This is a genomic window from Pseudoalteromonas sp. SK18, assembly GCF_001974855.1.
Classification (GTDB): Bacteria; Pseudomonadota; Gammaproteobacteria; order Enterobacterales; family Alteromonadaceae; genus Pseudoalteromonas.
In genome coordinates this window covers 136,278-156,960 of sequence record NZ_MTQB01000001.1, presented here as the reverse complement: position 1 = coordinate 156,960, position 20,683 = coordinate 136,278, and the positions used below count along the sequence as shown (strand labels likewise).

Genomic DNA, 20,683 nt, shown 5'->3' with positions numbered 1-20,683 from the left:
GCGTTATAATGCCATAGTTAATCGGCTTCACCAAGGTAGGCAAAACGGGCGATAGTTTTACCGTCTTTTTCTACGGTTTCAGTAAACATACTTAGTGGGCGTGCCCATATGCCGTACTCACCGTATAAGGCTTGGTAAATAACCAACTGCTCGTTGGTTTCGCTGTGGGTCGCCACATGCATAACTTTATATTGTGGGCCTTTGTAGTGTTGATATAAACCCAGTTTTAGTGCTGTAGTCATAGTCTGTTATCTTGTATAATTTGCCTTCGCTTTTTATTATGCCAAAGAATACAGCAATACTATGAATTATATTTCTCTTGATGATTACAAAAAAGCCTGGGTATTTCGCCATAAAGATATTCCGGTTTCAGATATTGATGCAGCCAATATTAAACCTATGACCAGCGAGCGTGCCGCCGTACTGTGGACAACCATGGTGAGTCGCGAACATGATCATCCAGACTTTTTTGATAAAACCGATTGGTGCGCGCAAGAGCAAAACTTTAGCCAAGAAATTAATTGGGAAGATGCTTGGGAAAGCGAAGAACCCCAATTTCCAGATGCTATTTTGAACCACTTAGATTGGCAGGCTAATACCACAGTGTATTTTTGCATGGCACGCGACAATATTATTGAAACGACATTTGATGTGTTTAAACGTAACTGGCAAAACTTTATGTTTTTGGCTGATGGCAGCTTATTAATAGGTAAAAAGCGCAGCACTATGGTGCAATTTTTAGAATCAGGTATTGCAAAATTAGGTGAAAAGCCAAGCGCTTAAATTACTACAAGTGCTTAAAAACTGTGCGTTACTGTGTTATAAAACAGTATTAAAATGTTTTTTTGAGTACAGCGATTGGTTGCTAAAAATAAGCAGTTTAACACAAGCCAGCAAGTTGAAATGTGGCAAACTGATGCACAAAAAGTGCTTTACGCACAATTATGCAATGCTTTTTATCAGCGTGAAGTTCAGCGCTTAGTGGCTGAACCTAATGGTGACCGTTTACGCAGGCAATTAAAAAGCCTGCCTTATTATATTGAACGTGCCGCAACACGTGTAGCGAATGCACCATTGCCTTTTACGCTTGATGCGCAAAATGGAGGCTGGCTTGAAAAACAAAAACCTACACCGCCAGAGGCTAATCCTGCAGCGAATGAACTTTTTTATCAAGCGCATGCCAAAGTAGGGCTAATAATTCCGGTATTATTACAAAGTCACGGTCAAATTCGGGTTAGAATAGATAGCATTGATCAAGTAGCTGATACGCAACTGCATTGTAATGAACTTGGCTGGTTTGATTTTTTAGGCCAAGGACTTGAGCAACAAAGTGCGCAATTGCTTAAACCTAGTAAAACGAGCCTTGCAGCGGCGTGTTGTGGCCACCAGTGGCAGTTTTCAAAGCGTAGCACGCCACGGGTTTTGTCACTACGGGAAATGTTACTAGCTGCCAATATTAATTGGCGCAATGTTAAGCGGCCGCTAGCATAAGTAGATAATTAAAAATTAAAATAAGGAGTGTTTAATGCGATTTTTTCAATTTGGCTTGTTGTGCTTAGCACTTTTTATCCAGTATCGCCTTTGGTTTGGTCATAACGGGGTGCAAGACTACACCCGTTTAAAAAATGCGGTGGCATCGCATCAACAAACTAACGAAAAACTAATAAAGCGTAATAAAGTATTAAAAGCGGATATAGAAGATTTAAAGCTCGGCCACGAAGGCATTGAAGAGCGTGCCCGCAACGAATTAGGAATGATTAAACCGGACGAAACCTTTATTCGTGTTTTACCGGCTCAACACCATGACAAATAAACAAACTATTGCTGCTATTGTTCCTGCCGCAGGTGTTGGCAGTCGAATGCAACACACAACACCAAAGCAATATATTTCCTTAGCAGGGAAAACCATTCTAGAGCATACGCTCGCTAAGTTATCGCAGTTACCGCAGTTAAACTCTATAGTGGTGGCTCTGAGCGAAACCGACCCCTACTTTGACGACCTTACACTAGCTGATCCTCGCATTGTGCGTGCTATTGGCGGTAAAGAGCGCGCAGATTCAGTGTTAAACAGTTTATTGTTTTTAGCTGCCAACCCACCTGCTTGGGTTTTGGTGCATGACGCTGCAAGACCTTTAGTCGATATTGCTGATATAGAGCGCTTAATCGCACAGTGCATGCAGGCTGATGAAGGCGGCATTTTAGCCAGCAAAGTAAAAGACACTATAAAACGAGGGCAAAGCCATGCGCAGCAAACTGTGCCTCGTGATGATTTATGGCAAGCGCTTACCCCGCAACTGTTTAAATACGACGAGCTTAAAACGGCATTGCAAAGTGCGCTTAACAGCGGTGCAACCATTACTGATGAAGCCAGTGCAATGGAGTGGGCAAATAAGCCGGTAAAGCTGGTAGCAGGGCGTAGTGATAATATTAAAATCACCACCCCAGAAGATTTAGATTTAGCAGGCTTTTTACTGCAAAAACAAAATAATGAGAGTGCAACATGATACGAATAGGCCATGGTTTTGACGTACATAAATTTGGAGGCCAAGGGCCTTTAACTATCTGCGGCGAAAAAATTGATTACCCGCAAGGCTTTTTAGCACACTCAGATGGTGATGTAGCTATTCATGCCTTATGTGACGCTATTTTAGGATCATTAGCGCTGGGCGATATTGGTAAGCATTTTCCGGATACGGCCAGTGAATATGAAAATATTGATAGCCGTATTTTACTTCGCCATGTAGTGAACTTAGCCAAGCAACAGGGCTATGTATTGGGCAATGCGGATGTCACCATTGTGGCACAAGCACCAAAAATGCTGCCGCACATTCAAGCAATGCGAACCAATCTTGCCAGTGATTTAAATGCCGAGCTTTCACAGGTAAATGTAAAAGCTACCACTACCGAAAAACTCGGTTTTGAGGGGCGTAAAGAAGGCATTTCAAGCCATGCCGTGGTCATTATGAGTAAACAAAACGCATGAGCGAATTAAATTATTTATATGGCGCGCCGCTTTCCAAAGCCGACTTTAAAACCACCGCAGAAGACTTTATGGTTGATGAGGATCTCGGTATAGAGTTTACCGGCAGTGGTGAACACGTGTGTTTGCAAGTGGTTAAAAAGGGTGAAAACACCCAATATGTTGCCAAGCTGATTGCACAAAAAGCGGGTGTATCGCCGCGCGATGTAAGCTATGCCGGTATGAAAGACCGCCATGGAGTATGCTCGCAGTGGTTTAGCGTAAAAGTACCGATTAAAAAGCATATTGATTTTACTGAGCTGAACAGCGAAAGCGTGTTTGTGGTATCGCAGCAGCGCCATGAGCGAAAATTACGCACCGGTTGCCATAAAGGAAATAGATTTACTATTACCTTGCGTAATGTAACCGAGCCGCTTGATATTTTGTGCCGTATAAATGCAGTACGCGCAGGTGTGCCTAACTATTTTGGTGAGCAGCGCTTTGGTCGTGATGGACACAACTTAGTGATGGCCGAAAAAATGTTTGCTGGTGAGCGTATTCGCGATAAAAAGCTACGTGGCATTATTATTTCTGCAGCACGCTCACATGTGTTTAATCAAATTGTTAGTTTACGCGTGGCTGAGCATGGCCTTGCTAAAACCATGCACCGCGAAGTATTTATGCTCAGTGGCAGTAATGCATTTTTTGAAGATGCGATAAGTGATGAAAATATTGCACGGCTTGCCTCTGGCGACATTATGATGTCGGCGCCCATGGTGGGCAAAAGTGAAAAAGGCTTAACCGAACAAGAAAAAACATGGTTGGCACCGTATCTAGCATGGTGTGATGGCTTAGGGGATTTAGGGCTTAAAAACGAGCGCAGAATGCTGCGTTTAATCCCCCAAGAGCTAAGCATAGAAACACTTGATGAACGCACATTAAAACTCAGCTTTGGCTTACCCAAAGGCTGTTTTGCAACGGCTTTACTGCGCGAACTGGTTGATTATACTGACGCCAGCCCACGCGAGCGAAAAGAAAAGGATAACGCAGATGAAGATTCTATTAAGTAATGATGATGGTGTTAATGCCAAAGGTATTGCTGTTTTATATCAAGCATTAACACAAATCGCTGAGGTAACGCTGGTTGCGCCAGATAGAAATTGCAGTGGTGCAAGTAACTCATTGACGTTAATGAACCCGCTGCGTGCTACGACCCTTGAAAACGGCTTCATGTCAGTAAACGGCACGCCCACTGATTGTGTGCATTTAGGTGTTAATCAATTAGTGGATGAAAAACCCGATTTGGTTGTTGCCGGTATTAATCATGGCGGTAATTTAGGCGATGATACGCTTTATTCTGGTACGGTTGCTGCGGCGACGGAAGGTCGTCATCTGGGCTTACCAGCAATTGCGGTATCTTTGTGCTCTCATCATGGTGAGCATTTTGAAACAGCGGCAGCCGTTACTGTAAACATTATTAAAGGACTAGCCTCGCATCCGTTGCCCAAAGATCAGATCATTAATATTAATGTTCCCGATATTCCGCTCTCTGAGCTCAAAGGCGTTCAGGTAACTCGTTTAGGGGCTCGTCACAAAGCAGAAACCATGACCAAGCAAACCGATCCATGGGGGCGCGATATTTTTTGGTATGGCTCACTAGGGCTTGAAAGCGACGCCGGCGAAGGTACTGACTTTTATGCGGTTAATAATGGTTATGCATCAGTGACCCCGTTAAGCGTTGATATGACCGCCAAAGACAGTATTAAGGCCGTGGGAGAATGGTTAGCCGAGTTGGAGATTAACCGTGCTGGCTAATTATACCCGCAGTGCACAAGCGCTTTCAGACCTTTTACAGCGAGAGGGCGTAGAAGATAAAGAGGTTTTAAAAGCAATAGCGCAAATTCCTCGGCATATTTTTATTGATGATGTACTCAAGCATAAAGCGTATCAAAATACCGCGCTACCTATAGGGCAAGGGCAAACTATTTCTCAGCCTTATATTGTTGCCCGCATGACCGAGCTAATGCGATTGGCAGGTGTACAACATAAGGTGTTAGAAATAGGCACAGGGTCTGGCTATCAAACGGCGGTTTTGGCTAAAACCTTTGATAAAGTATATTCGGTAGAGCGTATTAAAGCTTTGCAATGGCAAGCTAAACGCCGATTACACCAGCTTGATTTGTACAATGTCGCCATGAAACATGGCGATGGTTGGCAAGGCTGGCAGTCACAAGCGCCATTTGATGGCATTATCGTGACCGCTGCGGCAACCACCATTCCCCCCGAGTTACTCGCACAACTTGCCGATGGAGGCGTATTACTCGCCCCTATTGGTGAGGCGGAACAAAAATTAACCATGGTTATTCGCCAAGGCGATAGCTTTACAGAGCATGTAATTGCGCCAGTTAGATTTGTACCTTTAGTCCCTGGTGATATTGAATAGGAATTCATTTTGAAGTTGTTTACCAAGTTATACGATATGGCGCTAGTGTGGGCTAAACACCGCCATGCAGAACGTTATTTAGCAGGAATGAGCTTTGCCGAATCGGTATTTTTTCCGGTCCCACCCGATGTAATGTTGGCGCCGATGTCGCTAGCGCAACCGAGTAAGGCATGGCGATTTGCAAGCTTTGCCACGGTTGCGTCTGTGCTCGGCGGCGTGCTGGGTTACTTACTTGGATTTTGGTTGTTTGAACCGGTTGTAGAGCCCTTTATTGCGCAAATGCAATGGCAAGATAAATTTAATACGGCGCTTGCATGGTTCAAAGATTATGGTGTTTGGGTGGTATTTATAGCGGGATTTTCGCCTATTCCTTATAAAGTGTTCACCATTGGCGCTGGTGTATTACAAATGGCGTTTTTACCTTTTATTATTGCTTCTGCTGTTGGCCGTGGCGCGCGTTTCTTTTTAGTTTCTGCTTTAATGAAATGGGGCGGAGTTAAAATGGAACAAAAATTACGTCAATATATTGAAGTACTTGGCTGGGCAGTGGTTGCTTTAATCGCTGTTGCGTACCTATTGTTGCGATAATAGCCATAATATAATGATATTAAAACAGAGGGCAAAACACATTGAATAAACAAATACGCTGTTATGTTGCTTTATTTATTAGTGTTTTGCTTTGTGCATGCTCGTCTCGCCATGTTCCCGCTCCTGTAAGTAGTTTAAATAATAATATTAATGACTATCCTTCACGGATTAATATTAACGGTGGTAAGTACACGGTACAAAAAGGCGATACACTTTATTCGATTGCTTTTAGTGCTGGAAAAGATTTCAGAGAACTTGCAAAAAATAATTCAATTCCATCACCTTACACTATTGTTCCTGGTCAGGTTGTATCCATTTTAGAACCAAGCAGGTCAAGGGTTACACAAAAAAAGCATAAAAAGAAAGCTGCTAAAAAGCCTTCTCATTTACAAAAAAGTAACAGAAAATTAAAGAAAGAGCTTGATAAGCCGAAAAAACGTAGGTATGTTCAAAAACAAGCTAACCAAAAAATTAGTCAGTCTCAAGGTTCTTCAACTAAAAAGTTGAGTTGGTTTTGGCCTGCTAAAGGTAAAATAACAAAACGCTTTTCTAACAAGGAAAATGGTTATAAAGGCCTACAGATTGCTAATAAAAAGGGTACTACCGTACTCGCCGCGGCAAAAGGAACAGTAGTTTACGCGGGAAGTGCGCTAAGAGGTTACGGTAATTTAATTATTTTGAAACATAACGATGATTACCTAAGTGCTTATGCACATAATTCAACGTTACTTGTGAAAGAAAAGCAAATAGTGAAGGCGGGACAAAAAATAGCAGAAATTGGTAATTCAGAGTCTTCAGTAACGGCACTTCGTTTTGAAATTCGTTATCGAGGAAAAGCTGTTAACCCTGCTAAGTACCTACCCTGAACTGAAGGAATTGATTGACTGTTCTGGAGAAGGCTCATGGCTAATACAGCAAAAGCTAATAAAACGACTACAGACCTTAATCATAAAGTTATTGATAGCTTGCTCAGGAGAAGTCTTATGGCTGATGTAGCAAAAGCTGAGAAAACCCCCACTGATGATAAGTTTGACGACTCTAAAGTAGAGGAGACAACGAAGTTACTTGATGACGTGGAAGATGAAGATGTATTTGTAAAAGAAGAAGTCACTAAAAACCTCGACGCCACCCAGTTATACTTAGGCGAGATTGGTTTTTCCCCTCTATTAAGTGCAGAAGAAGAAGTATTTTTTGCACGAAAATCGCTGAAAGGCTGCGAAGCCTCCCGAAAACGCATGATCGAAAGTAACTTACGCTTAGTTGTAAAAATTGCGCGTAGATACAACAATCGTGGGCTTGCTTTACTTGATTTAATTGAAGAAGGTAATCTAGGGCTGATCCGGGCGGTTGAAAAGTTTGATCCTGAACGTGGTTTTCGATTTTCTACTTATGCCACATGGTGGATACGCCAAACTATTGAACGGGCAATAATGAATCAAACCCGTACTATTCGTTTACCTATTCATGTAGTTAAAGAGCTTAACGTTTATTTACGTACAGCCCGTGAGCTAACGCAAAAGCTTGATCATGAGCCAACCGCAGAAGAAATAGCAGAAAGCTTAGACAGACCAGTCGAAGATGTAACAAAAATGCTTCGCCTAAATGAAAAAATAGCGTCTGTAGATATGCCTATTGGTGGTGAAAACGACAGTGCATTGTTAGATGTGATTGCCGACGAAAAAAATGTCGGTCCTGAAGGTGAAGTACAAAGCAATGATATGAATACGCATATTATTGACTGGTTAGGTGAATTGAATCCTAAGCAGCGCGAAGTACTGGCACGTCGCTTTGGTTTACTCGGTTATGAGCCTTCAACGCTTGAAGATGTGGGCCGTGAAATTGGGTTAACCCGTGAAAGAGTTCGCCAAATACAGGTTGAGGCGCTACGTCGGTTAAAAGATATTTTGCAACAAGAAGGGTTAAGTACTGAGAGCTTATTTGAACAGTTCGCTTAATCTAAACACACAAAAAAATAAATACAGCCCGACTTTTTAAGTCGGGCTGTTTGCGTTTAAAGTAGTGCTTTTAATTTATAAAGCAGTTCATGCGCCTGACGCGGTGATAGGTTATCAGGGTCTATCGCGCTCATTTGTTGCTCCAATTCACTTGGTTGAGTGGTTTGTGGTTCACTATCAAACGGTAAAACCTGCTGCTCTGTGGTGACTGTTGTGACACTTTGATGGTTTTCAAGCAAGCTTAGCTTTTGTTTTGCTTGGGCTATAACCGCTTTAGGCACGCCGGCCAGAGCTGCTACTTGTAAACCAAAACTCTTACTCGCTGCGCCATCTAATACAGTATGCATAAAGGCAATGGTATCGTTGTGTTCAATAGCATCTAGGTGCACATTAACCAGCCCAGGTGTTTGTTCTGCAAGCTCAGTGAGTTCAAAGTAATGGGTTGCGAACAGAGTTTTAGCCGCGATTTTTGAAGCTAAATGATCCGCCGTCGCGTATGCCAGTGATAAACCATCGTAAGTACTGGTTCCTCGGCCTATTTCATCCATTAATACCAATGATTGTGCGGTGGCATTATTTAAAATTGCCGCGGTTTCTGTCATTTCAACCATAAAGGTAGAGCGCCCAGATGCTAAGTCGTCACTAGCGCCAATACGGGTAAATATTCTATCAATATTACCAATTTTAGCGCTATCGGCAGGGACATAACAGCCAATGTGCGCCATAAGCACAATAAGGGCAGTTTGGCGCATGTAAGTTGATTTACCGCCCATGTTAGGGCCGGTAATTATCAACATTTTACGCTGGCTATTGAGTTCTACAGGATTGGCAATAAACGGGTCTTTCATTACTTGCTCAACCACAGGGTGGCGGCCTTGTTTAATGCTAATATTATCGTTATCGCAAAGCTCTGGCTTGGCATAATTAAGTGTTTGGGCACGCTCTGCTAAATTGTTCAGTACATCTAAATCGGCAATGACTGAGGCCATTATTTGTAGCTGCTCAATATGCGGCGCTATAAATTCAAATAACTGTTCGTATAGCTGTTTTTCCAGTGCCAGCGCTTTTGATTGGCTGCCAAGCACTTTATCTTCGTGCTCTTTAAGCTCTGGAATTATATAGCGCTCGTTATTTTTTAACGTTTGACGACGAATATAATCTGCAGGGACTAAATGCGAGTTAGCGCGGCTCACTTCAATAAAAAAGCCATGCACGCGGTTGTAACCAATTTTAAGCGTACTAATGCCCGTGCGTTCACGTTCGCGTTGCTCTAGTTGTTCAAGCACATCGGTTGCACCTTGGCTTAAATTACGCCACTCATCGAGTTCGCTGTTATACCCTGGCGCAATAACACCACCATCACGAATTAACACTGGTGGGTTATCAATCACTGCACGTTCAAGTAATGCTTGAAGCTCGGGGAGCTCTTTAGAGTGGGCAATAATATGAGAAATACGCGCATCTGTGGCATCGTTTAATAAGCTATGTAGCGGTGCTAATGCTTGAAGCGCACTACGAAGCCTTGTTAAATCACGTGGCCGAGCAGTATGTAATGCCAAACGAGCAATTACACGTTCTATATCACCAATATCTCTAAGAGCTTCATGCAGCTCACTGCATAATTGCACATCTAAAATAGCACTAATGGCATTTAGACGAGAATTTAACTCGTCTTTATTGCGAATAGGAGTATGAATACGACGTTTAAGTAATCGCGAGCCCATAGCCGTTGCTGTTTTATCAAGTACTTGGGCAAGTGTATTTTCAAAGCCACCGGATAAATTAACGGTGAGTTCAAGGTTTTTACGGGTAGGCGCATCTAAAATTACCGCGTGTTCATTATGCTCAAGAGTAATTGCACGAATGTGCGGTAATGCAATACGTTGGGTATCTTTTACGTATTGCATTAAACAGCCTGCCGCTACCAAGGCGCTATGCGCTTTGTCGACCCCAAAACCGACTAAATCTTTGGTGCCAAACTGCTCACAGAGTAAGTGTTGCGCGGTATCAAGGTCAAACTCCCAATCAGGGCGACGACGCGCTCCCTTAATATGTTCAATTAAATGAGTGTTTTCAAAGTGTTCACTATATAGTAATTCAGCAGGCGCTAAGCGTTGTAGGGTTGAGCTAAATGCTTCATCGGTACTAACTTCAACAATGTTGAAGCGCCCAGAGTTGATATCAAGATACGCAACACCGTATAAGCCTTTTTTATTTTGCCAAACACTGGTTAGTAAGTTGTCTTGGCGCTCTTGTAATAAGGCTTCGTCAGAAATAGTACCAGGAGTTACAATACGTACTACTTTGCGCTCAACAGGGCCTTTGCTGGTGGCAGGGTCGCCCACTTGTTCACAAATAGCCACCGACTCGCCCATTTGCACTAAGCGGGCTAAGTAGTTTTCTACCGCATGATAAGGCACGCCTGCCATAGGAATAGGATCGCCCCCTGCTTTGCCACGGTGAGTTTGTGAAATATCAAGCAACTGCGCGGCGCGTTTTGCGTCATCAAAAAAGAGTTCGTAAAAATCCCCCATCCGATAAAACAATAAAATATCGCGATGCTCTGATTTTATTTTTAGATACTGCTGCATCATAGGGGTTTGTTGTTTTATAGTGTGCGGTGCATAAAGATCAAACGACATGTATTTACCCAAAGGCTGAATATGGAATTACATCAAGAGATTAAGACACTTGCTGCGCAATTAGGCGCTATTTTAACGGATAAACGCTTATGGATCACTACCGCTGAATCATGTACTGGTGGTGGAGTGAGTTATTCGCTTACCGATACCCCAGGCAGCTCAGCATATATTGACCGTGCATTTGTCACTTATAGCAATAACGCAAAGCATGAATTACTCAATGTGAAGCATGATACCCTAGAGGAATTTGGCGCGGTGAGCGAACAAACAGTCATTGAGATGGCAGCAGGCGCTTGTAAGGCTGCAAATGCTGATATTGGCATTGCTATTTCAGGGATTGCAGGACCCGGTGGTGCTACTGAGGGCAAACCGGTAGGGCTCGTGTGGTTTGGACTGCAAATTAACGGTAAACACTGGACGTTTGAACAAGTATTTAATGGTAACAGGGCGCAAGTTAGGCTGCAAGCTATTGTATTTTCTTTAAAAATCATAATAGAGAAGATAAAATAATAAAATTAGCTTGATACTGTGATTTCATACAGTATACTTGTCTGCATTAGCTGGATTTGGAGAAGAAAATGAACGATAACAAACAAAAAGCGTTGGACGCAGCTTTATCACAAATTGAACGTCAATTTGGTAAAGGCTCAATCATGAAATTGGGTGACAATAAAGCGTTAAACATTGACGCTGTATCAACAGGCTCGCTAGGTATTGATATTGCCTTAGGCATAGGCGGCTTGCCGATGGGGCGTATTGTTGAAGTATATGGCCCAGAGTCATCAGGTAAAACAACGCTAACATTGCAAGTTATCGCTGAAGCTCAAAAAGAAGGTAAAACCTGTGCCTTTGTTGATGCTGAGCATGCTCTTGATCCAATTTATGCACAAAAACTAGGTGTTAACATTGATGAGTTACTGGTATCTCAACCAGATACAGGTGAGCAAGCACTGGAAATTTGTGACATGTTAGTGCGTTCAAGCGCGGTTGATGTAGTGATTGTCGATTCGGTTGCAGCATTGACACCAAAAGCTGAGATTGAAGGCGACATGGGTGATTCACACATGGGTCTACAAGCACGTTTAATGTCACAAGCATTACGTAAGCTTACAGGTAACATTAAGCGTTCAAACACACTATGTATTTTCATTAACCAAATCCGTATGAAAATTGGTGTAATGTTTGGTAACCCTGAAACAACAACTGGTGGTAATGCCCTGAAATTTTACGCCTCTGTACGTATTGATATTCGCCGTATTGGTTCGGTAAAAGAAGGCGATGAAGTTGTTGGTAATGAAACGCGCGTTAAAATTGTGAAAAACAAAGTTGCACCGCCGTTTAAACAAGCTGAATTTATCATTATGTATGGCGAAGGTATTTCTAAGCAGGGCGAGCTGATTGATTTAGGTGTTAAGCACAAAATTGTTGAAAAAGCGGGTGCTTGGTACAGCTACAATGGCAACAAAGTTGGCCAAGGTAAGTCTAATTCGATTAAGTTCCTTAAAGAAAACCCTGAGATTGCAGATGAAATTGAAGGTAAATTGCGTGAGATGCTATTGCTAAAAGCAACGGTTGAGCCAGAAGATGGCGAAGACGTATTAGGTGATGAAGGCGACCTTTAAGCCCATTTGTTTTAAAGCTTGATTTGACCCGAGCTTAAAAAAAGCGCTAACCATTAGGTTAGCGCTTTTTTATTGTTTGCTATAAAGTGACTTAAAGCCTAGTTAGCTTTATAGCTGCCAGTTAACTGACAATGAGTAGTTACGCGGTGCCCCGTAGTAACCTTGCTCCCAATAAAGGCTGTTTATGTACTTTTCATCAGTACTGTTATTAACATTAAAGGTAACACCGACGTTTTGAGTAATTTCGTAGGTGGCCATTAAATCTAATAAGCCATAAGCATCTTGTTTTGTAGTTGCCAATGCGTTGCCTGCTGGATCTTTTACTTGCACACGGCTAATAGAATCTTGCCAGCGGTAATTAGCACCTAAGGTTAAACCATCAATAAATGGCACTTGATAAGTGGCTGCCATTTTTAATTGGTTTTCTGGGGTGTAATCTTTAACGAGTTCATCACCATCAATACTTAAATTACTGAAGCTGATGCTGGCACTTAAATCATCAGTTAAGCGACCGCTTAATTCAATTTCGAAACCATCACTGTTAATACCATCTGCAGCGTAATAACGCGTATCGCTTGGAAGGGAGCCCGGAAGTGCAACAGCAAGTCCATCTTGCTTAGCATCAAAATAGGCCAGTGTTACAAATACTTGTTCATCTAAAAGTTGTGCTTTTAAACCAACTTCAGCACTTTTACCAATAACAGGAGCCAGTTGTTCAGCGTTAATGTCTAACTCTTTTTGTGGCACAAACGTTTCGGTGTAGCTAGCATACGCTGATAACGACTCAGTAAAATCGTACACCGTACCAATGTAAGGAATAACCTCTGAGTCATCGCGGGTTTGCACTACACTATAAGCAGTACCTTTAGTTTCCCAATCGGTATAGCGTACGCCTGCCAAAATGCTTAATGGCTCTGCTAGTTTAATACGAGTTGAAATATAGGCAGATCTTTGTGTATTTTGTACATCACTGCCGTTAGGCGAATCAACCAGTGTTGCCTCAGGGATAACACCATCCCAAGTCGCTAAATCAGGCATCGCAGGGAAACCATTTCCTGTGCTGTAGTCATAAAGCGATTGGTCATTAAAGTCCATGTTTGCTTGGCTAATACCGAATGATAAGTCGTGCTCTAAAGAAAATAACTCAAATTTACCGCTGGCATATAAGTCAAACAAATCTTGGGTGTCTTTGTAATCATAACGACTCGCATAGCCGGTTAAACCTAAACCAGTTTCTTTATCTGGGGTACCATACACATAAAATAATTCAGAATTTTGTTCATTCTTTATGTGGGCATAACGGGCTTTAGCGACCCAGGTAGCCGATAAATTTTGCTCAAGAGTTACATAGATACGTTCAGCGCTATTATCCCAATACGACCAATCTGCAGCTGTACTAGTTGACTCATCATAGTTAGTGGGGGAGCCATCTGTGTAATAAAGCGGTAGCGCGCCCCATAGAGGGCTGTCGGCATCTTTTTGTTGGTTTACGTAGTTAATGTTCAGAAGTGTATCGTCGGTTAGCTTTCCTTCATAGGCAAGGTAGGCAATGGTTTTATCGGTTTCGTAGCGGTCTAGATATGACTCTTTATCTTGCTTAGTAAATACAGCACGGACAGCATGCTCGTCGTTAATCGGTGTGGAAACATCAATATCTACACGTTTGTTATTCCACGAACCATAAGAAGCCGATGCATGAACTTGTGTTGTGTAGGTTGGCTTTTTTAGCACCATATTAACAGTCGCTGATGGGTTACCTGCACCGGTCATCATGCCATTGGCACCACGTACAATTTCAACACGGTCGTAAATTGCAGTATCAAGTGTCCCTTGAATTGAACCAGAGGTTTGCGGTGTGCCTAAGCCATCGATTAAAAAGTTAGTTATTTCAAAACCACGGGCTTTAAAGTAAGTACGATCGGTTTCTATTTGTTCCACTGTTACGCCTGGGGTGCTTTCTAATACCGCATTAATATCATCAAGTGAAAAGTCATCCATCAACGCGCGTGAGACAACAGAAATTGATTGCGGAGTTTCTTTAATGGTTAAACCTAGCTTAGTCGCTGACTGTGCTTCTTCGGTAATATAATTTTTATGATGTTGCCCATAAACGGCAATTTTTTCTAAAGGTAGGTCGTCTTGCGTGTCGTTAGCAATAGCATGCCCAGATAAAACCAGTGAAGTAAGTAGACTCAGTTTAAATGCAGAGTTTTTATGTTTGTACAGCATCATGTTTCCCATAAGATTAAATGTGGGTGGTAATTTAATCTAAATGAGAGTGATTTGCAATTGCGTTTGCTGGGTATTTTACACGTCTTTAATATTTTTTAAGTAAAGCGCATGGATTTGGTTAACTTGAGCTCTGGTTAAAAACAAAAAAAGCGGCCGAAGCCGCTCAGGAAGTAAATCAGTATTTTAATTGGTTAGGAAATTAAAACGCATACTTTACAGAAAATTGTAAACGATCTAGATCGCCATCTACGCCACTTTCAAGCTCGCGTTCTGCATGTTTAAATTCAGCGCCAAAGGTTAGACGTTTAACCGGTGAGTATAAAATATTTGCGCTGTAGCTTTGGCTTGATTCTGTAGGGTCGCCATACATTGCAAGTAGGTTTTCATCATTATCAGCAGACAAGAACGAATATAAGAAAGTAGAGCGCCACTGGCTGTTCCATTTATGTTGATACGCAATAAAACCAGATGTTGAATCAATCGCATCTAGGTCATCACCATTAAGAACCGCACCACGTGCTACGTTTAGACCCACATAACGACCTAGTCCTTTACCTTGGGTAAGCATAAATTTTAGATTGTCTTCACCAAGCTTCACCATACCCGATGCACTAACACCAAATGAGGTTTCATCGGCATCAACACCACCTACTTTGTAGGTCAGTTGACGAGCAAGGGCTGTTACTACAAAGTTACCCCAATCAGCATTATGGGTGTAGCGTGCGGTAAAGTCAGGTAATGAGGCATCATCAGTTACGGCCATGCCACCGCCGGCTGTAGTAATTGTGCTTTCTGGGTTCTCTAACGAGAATGACCATGCACCCGTAGTGTATTTAATTTGAGATTGACGAACAAACACCGTGCCTTCTGCAGGACCAACAAAATCAAGTGCTTCTGGTAATGCACCGACGTTTTGAAAGTTTGACCATGTTTGACCAAATAACCAGCCATCATATGAGATAAATGCATGGCGAATGCGCGGAGAGTATGAATTAGACACACGCTCGTTGCCGCCAGGAGCTGACGCTAAAAAGTCTAGCTCTATTTTAGTTTTAACCGTTTTACCGTTATCTAATAAGGTAGCAGTTCCAAAATTAAAACGTGACTCACGAGCGTGCATATCAAATACGGCGTCTGAACTATTATCGTTACCAACGGTTAGTGTACTTGGCACATAAAAATCACGGCCAACACTGGTGCCCGCAGGAGCGCCTGCTGAGTAGTCACTCCACATTGCGTCGAGTTTAATGTATCCACCGTAGGTAAATTCTGTATCACCTATTTTTGCAGCATAAGCTGTGCTAGAAAGTGCACATAGTACAGCACTAGCTGCCAGTGTTTTAATTGGAGTAAATTTCATTGTTGCGTCCTTTTATAGGCTACTTGTTGTATGTTGTTTGCTTATGATATGTATTAATGTGTGTTACTTATATAGTACTAACAGATTGAATTTAATTATCTTTAATCTAATTTGTTAGTAAATACGAATTATTAATAAACAATCAAAGTTTTTAAATATTCAAGCTACTGTTGTATATGTACACAATTTACTCAATCAACTATTAGTCTATTAGACTAAGGTTTAATAATTATTGAGTGTTCATATACTTTTATTTAATAGTATGTTTTTTATGTAAATAGGGTGTAGCCATGAGGATTATAGATAAGATAATCGTTGTTTGAACTCAGATACAACTAATGTCTAATATTTAATAGTGCACTGCTGAGTAATCCTTGATGAAAAGCCTAAGGCAAGTAATATAAATTGGAGACTAATATGTCACAAAGTATCTATCCAGTTCCTGCGCACATTAAAAACGCAGCGCTCGTCGATAATGAAAAATATAATACGATGTATAAACAGTCTATTGAGGACCCTGAAGGGTTTTGGGCTGAGCACGGTAAGCGTCTTGACTGGTTTACTCCATATTCAAAAGTAAAAAACACTTCATTTGATAAAGGCCATATCAATATCAAATGGTATGAAGATGGCTACCTTAATGCCTCATATAACTGTATTGATCGTCACTTAAAAACAAAAGCAGATAAAGTAGCGTTAATTTGGGAAGGCGATGATCCTTCGCAAAGCGAAAATATTACCTACCAACAACTACATGATGAAGTTGCTAAATTTGCCAATGGTTTAAAAAAGTTGGGTGTGAAAAAAGGTGACCGTGTAGCCATTTACATGCCAATGAGCCCACAAGCTATATATGCAATGCAGGCTTGTGCTCGTATAGGCGCAATTCATTCAGTTATTTTTGGTGGTTTTTCACCGTCAGCTATTGCGGATCGTATTAATGATTCGGGTGCTAAAGTGGTGATCACCTCAGATGAAGGCCGACGTGCAGGTAATTGTGTACCGCTCAAAGCCAATGTAGATGAAGCCGTATTACAAGATTCAGTCACCACCGTTGAGCATGTAGTGGTACATAAACTAACTTCAGGCGATGTTGATTGGCACGACCATGATATTTGGTGGCATGACTTAGTTGCAGACCAAGCGCCAGATTGCGAACCTGAACACATGAATGCTGAAGACCCACTGTTTATTTTATATACCTCGGGTTCTACGGGTCAGCCTAAAGGTGTGGTTCATACCACCGGTGGCTATTTAGTCTATTCATCTATGACCCACGAATACATTTTTGATTTAAAAGACGATGATATTTTTTGGTGTAGTGCTGATGTTGGCTGGATCACAGGTCACAGTTATATTGCTTACGGGCCGCTCGTTAATGGGTGTACGCAAGTCGTATTTGAAGGCGTACCGACTTACCCAACAGCAGGTCGTATGGGTGAAGTGGTTGATAAACATAACGTGACAATTTTATACACAGCACCTACTGCCATTCGTGCATTGATGGCCAAAGGCGAAGAGCCGATTGCCAGCTCACATCGCGACAGCTTGCGCATTTTAGGTTCTGTGGGTGAGCCAATCAATCCAGAAGCATGGACCTGGTACTATGAAAAAATTGGTAAATCTAATTGTCCAATTGTAGATACTTGGTGGCAAACTGAAACCGGTGGCATCATGATTGCGCCATTACCAGGTGCAACCGATATGAAACCTGGCTCTGCAACTCGTCCATTCTTTGGTATTGCACCGGCGTTATTTGATGCTGAAGGCAATACATTAGAAGGTGCGGTTGACGGTAACCTTGTGATTTTAGATAGCTGGCCTTCACAAGCACGAACTGTGTATGGCGACCATGAGCGCTTTGAACAAACCTACTTTAGCGCTTATCCTGGTGTGTACTTTACTGGTGACGGTTGTCGTCGCGATGAAGACGGTGATTATTGGATCACAGGACGCGTTGATGACGTACTTAATGTGTCTGGGCACCGTTTAGGTACTGCTGAAATTGAAAGCGCATTAGTTGCTCATGAAGCTGTAGCTGAAGCGGCAGTGGTAGGTTACCCACATGATATTAAAGGCCAAGGTATTTACGTTTACATAACTCCTAATGAAGGCGTTACTGTGAGTGATGAGCTGACCAAAGAGATCCGTAATTGGGTACGTAAAGAGCTAAGCCCAATAGCATCACCCGATATGATTCAATGGTCGCCAGGTTTACCAAAAACACGTTCTGGCAAAATTATGCGTCGTATTTTACGTAAAATCGCGGCAAATGAGTACCAACAGCTTGGTGATACCTCAACACTTGCTGATCCGTCAGTGGTTGATGAGCTAGTAGAAAATCGATTAAATCGTTAATTTCGCGTTAAAAGCTTGATTAGAAGTTGATTCTAAACGTAGTATATCGGCTGTTGTCTATTGGACAGCAGCCGAATTTTTGGGAGTGAACAATGAGTCAGTTTTTAATAGCGGACGATCATCCGTTATTTCGTGAAGCACTAAAGGGCGCTTTGAGTGCAAAGTTTGCGGGTTTGGAAGTATTTGAATCAGCGGATTTTGATAGCACATTGCAGGTGTTAAGCGAACAAGAAGATCTTGATATATTACTACTAGATTTACACATGCCAGGTAACGGTGACTTATACGGCTTGATCCGTATACGTGAAGATTACCCAAGCTTACCTATTGCGGTGGTTTCGGGTAGTGAAGATGTAAATATTGTTTCGAAAGTTATGGGTTATGGGGCAATGGGGTTTATTCCTAAGTCTTCATCATCTGACGATATTGCCAACGCAATTAACCAAATACTTGAAGGCGATACTTGGCTGCCAACCGAGCTAAAAAGTAAAGTGGCTGAAATCGAAGGCGCAGATAGAGAAATTGCCGCACAAGTGGCATCACTTACTCCACAGCAATACCGCGTTTTACAATATTTGCACGAAGGTTTACTGAATAAACAAATTGCGTACGAGCTTCACATTTCAGAAGCCACAGTCAAAGCACACATTACTGCCATATTTAGAAAACTCGGTGTTTATAACCGAACTCAAGCTGTTTTAATTGCTGCAAAACTACAACTAGAACCCATAGAGCAAGCCTAAGCAGACTAAATAAGAGGCGAGAGCCTCTTTTTTGCAATCCCATTACAACAAACCAATTAGTTAATTACCATGACATAACAAGTCATTCATCTTTATTACATGACCTGCTCAGAAAATAATGCTAGGTTACGGGCATTTTGTAATTAAGAGAGCATGGTATGTCAGACTCAATAGACTCACCACACACATCCCAAGATGAAAATCAGGTCGCAAAGGGCGGCTGGTTCAATCGATTTTTAGCCACAGTAGAATTTTTAGGGAACATGCTTCCCCATCCAATTACCTTATTCGCGCTGTTTTGTATTGCCATTATTTTATTTAGTGGCGTTGCCGATTGGTTTGGACTAAGTGCCATCGATCCTCGTCCTGAGGGCTCTGCTGGGCGCGATCCAGATGGTGTAATTGAAGTGGTTAGCTTACTCAGTGCTGAGGGCTTACAGCGTATTGTAACGGGCTTGGTGACTAACTTTACCAGCTTTGCTCCATTAGGTACGGTGTTAGTGGCGCTATTAGGTGTGAGTGTTGCCGAGCATTCAGGGTTATTGTCTGCGGCAATGCGTGGCATGGTTATGGGTGCATCTAAACGCTTAGTAACCTTTATGGTGGTCTTCGCTGCTATTTTATCAAACACAGCGTCTGAGCTGGGTTATGTAGTATTGATCCCCCTAGCGGCAATGATATTTCATAGCTTAGGTCGTCATCCGCTTGCAGGTCTTGCTGCAGCGTTTGCTGGTGTATCGGGCGGCTATAGCGCTAATTTATTACTTGGCACTATCGATCCGTTATTAGCGGGTATTACTACGCCTGCAGCACAAATGATTGACCCAACTTACCAAGTTGGCGCTGAAGCAAACTGGTATTTTATGATGATTTCGGTGTTGCTAATTGCTGTTTTAGGCACACTTGTTACTGAGAAAATTGTTGAGCCACGTTTAGGTAAATATAATCCAGATGAAGCCAGTGAAGATTTAGCTCAAAATAATATTGCGGGTTTAACTGACAAAGAAAAATCAGGTTTAAAATGGGCTGGGGTTTCATTACTTCTGGTTTCATTGTTACTTGCTTGGACTATTGTTCCTGCCGACGGTATTTTACGTAATCCTGAAACGGGGCTGGTTGCTCACTCTCCGTTTTTAAAAGGGATTGTGGTGTTTATTTTTGTCACCTTTGGTATTCCAGGTTTTGTGTATGGTCGCGTGGTTGGTACCATGAAAAATGATAAAGACGTGATCAATGCCATGAGCAAAAGTATGAGCTCTATGGGCATGTACATTGTATTAGTGTTTTTTGCTGCACAGTTTGTGGCATTTTTTAAATGGACTAACTTAGGTACGATTTTAGCGATTAATGGTGCCGCATTACTACAAGCACTTAGCTTAACTGGACCGGAAGTATTTGTACTGTTTATTTTAATGTGTGCGTTAGTTAACTTAACTTTAGGCTCATCGTCAGCGCAGTGGGCAGTAACAGCACCTATATTTGTTCCTATGCTGATGCTTATAGGTTATGCCCCCGAGACAATTCAAGCGGCTTACCGTATTGGTGATTCAGTAACTAACTTAATTACTCCGATGATGAGTTACTTTGGTTTAATCCTCGCGGTTGCCACTAAATACAAAAAAGACATGGGAATAGGTACTTTGGTAGCCACTATGTTGCCATACAGCTTAATTTTCTTTGTTGGCTGGGTGGTACTGTTTTATTTATGGGTATTTGTTTTAGGTATGCCAGTAGGCCCTGGGGCACCAACGTATTACACACCCTAATTAGGTAAGGTTTAA

Annotated in this window: 20 protein-coding genes; 16 read left to right on the top strand and 4 right to left on the bottom strand. The window is 42.0% G+C overall.

Going from position 1 to position 20,683, the window contains the following annotated elements; all coding sequences use genetic code 11:
- Positions 1-17: 17 nt before the first annotated feature.
- Entirely contained in the window at positions 18-242 is a 225-nt protein-coding gene (locus tag BW139_RS00775; RefSeq protein ID WP_008110327.1) for a DUF1653 domain-containing protein, read from the bottom strand.
- 61 nt (positions 243-303) lie between these two features.
- On the opposite strand from BW139_RS00775, the gene BW139_RS00770 reads away from it, so the two are divergent.
- The 11 genes from BW139_RS00770 to rpoS all read left to right on the top strand — a co-directional run bounded on the left by BW139_RS00770 (position 304) and on the right by rpoS (position 7,945).
- The gene (locus BW139_RS00770) at positions 304-783 is read left to right on the top strand and encodes a DUF2947 domain-containing protein (protein WP_008464232.1); all 480 of its coding nucleotides are present in this window, start codon (positions 304-306) and stop codon (positions 781-783) included.
- Positions 784-858: 75 nt separating this feature from the next.
- Entirely contained in the window at positions 859-1,491 is a 633-nt protein-coding gene (locus BW139_RS00765) for a hypothetical protein (protein ID WP_008464230.1), read from the top strand.
- 34 nt (positions 1,492-1,525) lie between these two features.
- Positions 1,526-1,813 carry a cell division protein FtsB gene (ftsB, locus tag BW139_RS00760; protein ID WP_008110330.1) on the top strand — a complete coding sequence of 96 codons (288 nt, stop codon included), beginning with the start codon at positions 1,526-1,528 and terminating at the stop codon, positions 1,811-1,813.
- Entirely contained in the window at positions 1,803-2,504 is a 702-nt protein-coding gene (gene ispD, locus BW139_RS00755) for a 2-C-methyl-D-erythritol 4-phosphate cytidylyltransferase (protein ID WP_076918330.1), read from the top strand. The genes ftsB and ispD overlap by 11 nt, the downstream gene beginning before the upstream one ends.
- The gene (gene ispF / locus BW139_RS00750) at positions 2,501-2,983 is read left to right on the top strand and encodes a 2-C-methyl-D-erythritol 2,4-cyclodiphosphate synthase (protein ID WP_013465671.1); all 483 of its coding nucleotides are present in this window, start codon (positions 2,501-2,503) and stop codon (positions 2,981-2,983) included. Before ispD ends, ispF begins: the two co-directional genes overlap by 4 nt.
- On the top strand, positions 2,980-4,029 hold the full coding sequence (truD, locus tag BW139_RS00745; protein ID WP_076918329.1) for a tRNA pseudouridine(13) synthase TruD: 1,050 nt from the start codon (positions 2,980-2,982) through the stop codon (positions 4,027-4,029). Before ispF ends, truD begins: the two co-directional genes overlap by 4 nt.
- Complete coding sequence (surE, locus tag BW139_RS00740; RefSeq protein ID WP_076918328.1) at positions 4,010-4,774, top strand: 5'/3'-nucleotidase SurE; 765 nt, start codon at positions 4,010-4,012, stop codon at positions 4,772-4,774. Before truD ends, surE begins: the two co-directional genes overlap by 20 nt.
- Positions 4,764-5,402 (top strand): protein-L-isoaspartate(D-aspartate) O-methyltransferase, encoded by a 639-nt coding sequence (locus BW139_RS00735; RefSeq protein ID WP_008464221.1) that lies wholly within the window; start codon positions 4,764-4,766, stop codon positions 5,400-5,402. The genes surE and BW139_RS00735 overlap by 11 nt, the downstream gene beginning before the upstream one ends.
- Positions 5,403-5,411: 9 nt before the next feature.
- Positions 5,412-5,990 (top strand): YqaA family protein, encoded by a 579-nt coding sequence (locus BW139_RS00730; RefSeq protein WP_008464217.1) that lies wholly within the window; start codon positions 5,412-5,414, stop codon positions 5,988-5,990.
- A gap of 41 nt (positions 5,991-6,031) precedes the next feature.
- Complete coding sequence (locus BW139_RS00725; RefSeq protein WP_008464215.1) at positions 6,032-6,856, top strand: peptidoglycan DD-metalloendopeptidase family protein; 825 nt, start codon at positions 6,032-6,034, stop codon at positions 6,854-6,856.
- A 117-nt stretch (positions 6,857-6,973) separates the two neighbouring features.
- A complete protein-coding gene (rpoS, locus tag BW139_RS00720; protein ID WP_008464213.1) occupies positions 6,974-7,945 on the top strand; it encodes an RNA polymerase sigma factor RpoS in 972 nt (323 codons plus the stop codon).
- Between the two features lie 56 nt (positions 7,946-8,001).
- Here rpoS and mutS read toward each other — a convergent pair whose 3' ends face one another.
- Entirely contained in the window at positions 8,002-10,587 is a 2,586-nt protein-coding gene (mutS, locus tag BW139_RS00715; protein WP_076918327.1) for a DNA mismatch repair protein MutS, read from the bottom strand.
- A 21-nt stretch (positions 10,588-10,608) separates the two neighbouring features.
- Between mutS and BW139_RS00710 the strand changes: the two genes are divergently transcribed.
- A complete protein-coding gene (locus BW139_RS00710) occupies positions 10,609-11,097 on the top strand; it encodes a CinA family protein (protein WP_076918326.1) in 489 nt (162 codons plus the stop codon).
- 68 nt (positions 11,098-11,165) lie between these two features.
- On the top strand, positions 11,166-12,209 hold the full coding sequence (recA, locus tag BW139_RS00705) for a recombinase RecA (RefSeq protein ID WP_008110343.1): 1,044 nt from the start codon (positions 11,166-11,168) through the stop codon (positions 12,207-12,209).
- Positions 12,210-12,317: 108 nt separating this feature from the next.
- On the opposite strand, the gene BW139_RS00700 is transcribed toward recA, so the two are convergent.
- Complete coding sequence (locus BW139_RS00700) at positions 12,318-14,438, bottom strand: TonB-dependent siderophore receptor (protein ID WP_175611389.1); 2,121 nt, start codon at positions 14,436-14,438, stop codon at positions 12,318-12,320.
- A gap of 202 nt (positions 14,439-14,640) precedes the next feature.
- Positions 14,641-15,801, bottom strand: a complete 1,161-nt coding sequence (locus BW139_RS00695) for a DcaP family trimeric outer membrane transporter (RefSeq protein WP_076918324.1) — start codon at positions 15,799-15,801, stop codon at positions 14,641-14,643.
- Between the two features lie 417 nt (positions 15,802-16,218).
- Between BW139_RS00695 and acs the strand changes: the two genes are divergently transcribed.
- The 3 genes from acs to BW139_RS00680 all read left to right on the top strand — a co-directional run bounded on the left by acs (position 16,219) and on the right by BW139_RS00680 (position 20,668).
- Entirely contained in the window at positions 16,219-18,159 is a 1,941-nt protein-coding gene (gene acs / locus BW139_RS00690; protein WP_076918323.1) for an acetate--CoA ligase, read from the top strand.
- Between the two features lie 92 nt (positions 18,160-18,251).
- Positions 18,252-18,902: a response regulator transcription factor gene (locus BW139_RS00685; RefSeq protein WP_008111545.1), complete on the top strand. Its 651-nt coding sequence runs from the start codon at positions 18,252-18,254 to the stop codon at positions 18,900-18,902.
- Positions 18,903-19,060: 158 nt separating this feature from the next.
- A complete protein-coding gene (locus BW139_RS00680; protein ID WP_036934086.1) occupies positions 19,061-20,668 on the top strand; it encodes an AbgT family transporter in 1,608 nt (535 codons plus the stop codon).
- Positions 20,669-20,683: the final 15 nt, after the last annotated feature.

What these genes read in the sequence shown, in the direction of transcription:
- BW139_RS00775 (WP_008110327.1), bottom strand. Translation starts at nt 242, where the DNA reads ATGACTACAGCACTAAAACTGGGTTTATATCAACACTACAAAGGCCCA.
- BW139_RS00770 (WP_008464232.1), top strand. Translation starts at nt 304, where the DNA reads ATGAATTATATTTCTCTTGATGATTACAAAAAAGCCTGGGTATTTCGC.
- ftsB (WP_008110330.1), top strand. Translation starts at nt 1,526, where the DNA reads ATGCGATTTTTTCAATTTGGCTTGTTGTGCTTAGCACTTTTTATCCAG.
- ispD (WP_076918330.1), top strand. Translation starts at nt 1,803, where the DNA reads ATGACAAATAAACAAACTATTGCTGCTATTGTTCCTGCCGCAGGTGTT.
- ispF (WP_013465671.1), top strand. Translation starts at nt 2,501, where the DNA reads ATGATACGAATAGGCCATGGTTTTGACGTACATAAATTTGGAGGCCAA.
- truD (WP_076918329.1), top strand. Translation starts at nt 2,980, where the DNA reads ATGAGCGAATTAAATTATTTATATGGCGCGCCGCTTTCCAAAGCCGAC.
- surE (WP_076918328.1), top strand. Translation starts at nt 4,010, where the DNA reads ATGAAGATTCTATTAAGTAATGATGATGGTGTTAATGCCAAAGGTATT.
- rpoS (WP_008464213.1), top strand. Translation starts at nt 6,974, where the DNA reads ATGGCTGATGTAGCAAAAGCTGAGAAAACCCCCACTGATGATAAGTTT.
- mutS (WP_076918327.1), bottom strand. Translation starts at nt 10,587, where the DNA reads ATGTCGTTTGATCTTTATGCACCGCACACTATAAAACAACAAACCCCT.
- BW139_RS00710 (WP_076918326.1), top strand. Translation starts at nt 10,609, where the DNA reads ATGGAATTACATCAAGAGATTAAGACACTTGCTGCGCAATTAGGCGCT.
- recA (WP_008110343.1), top strand. Translation starts at nt 11,166, where the DNA reads ATGAACGATAACAAACAAAAAGCGTTGGACGCAGCTTTATCACAAATT.
- BW139_RS00700 (WP_175611389.1), bottom strand. Translation starts at nt 14,438, where the DNA reads ATGCTGTACAAACATAAAAACTCTGCATTTAAACTGAGTCTACTTACT.
- BW139_RS00695 (WP_076918324.1), bottom strand. Translation starts at nt 15,801, where the DNA reads ATGAAATTTACTCCAATTAAAACACTGGCAGCTAGTGCTGTACTATGT.
- acs (WP_076918323.1), top strand. Translation starts at nt 16,219, where the DNA reads ATGTCACAAAGTATCTATCCAGTTCCTGCGCACATTAAAAACGCAGCG.
- BW139_RS00685 (WP_008111545.1), top strand. Translation starts at nt 18,252, where the DNA reads ATGAGTCAGTTTTTAATAGCGGACGATCATCCGTTATTTCGTGAAGCA.
- BW139_RS00680 (WP_036934086.1), top strand. Translation starts at nt 19,061, where the DNA reads ATGTCAGACTCAATAGACTCACCACACACATCCCAAGATGAAAATCAG.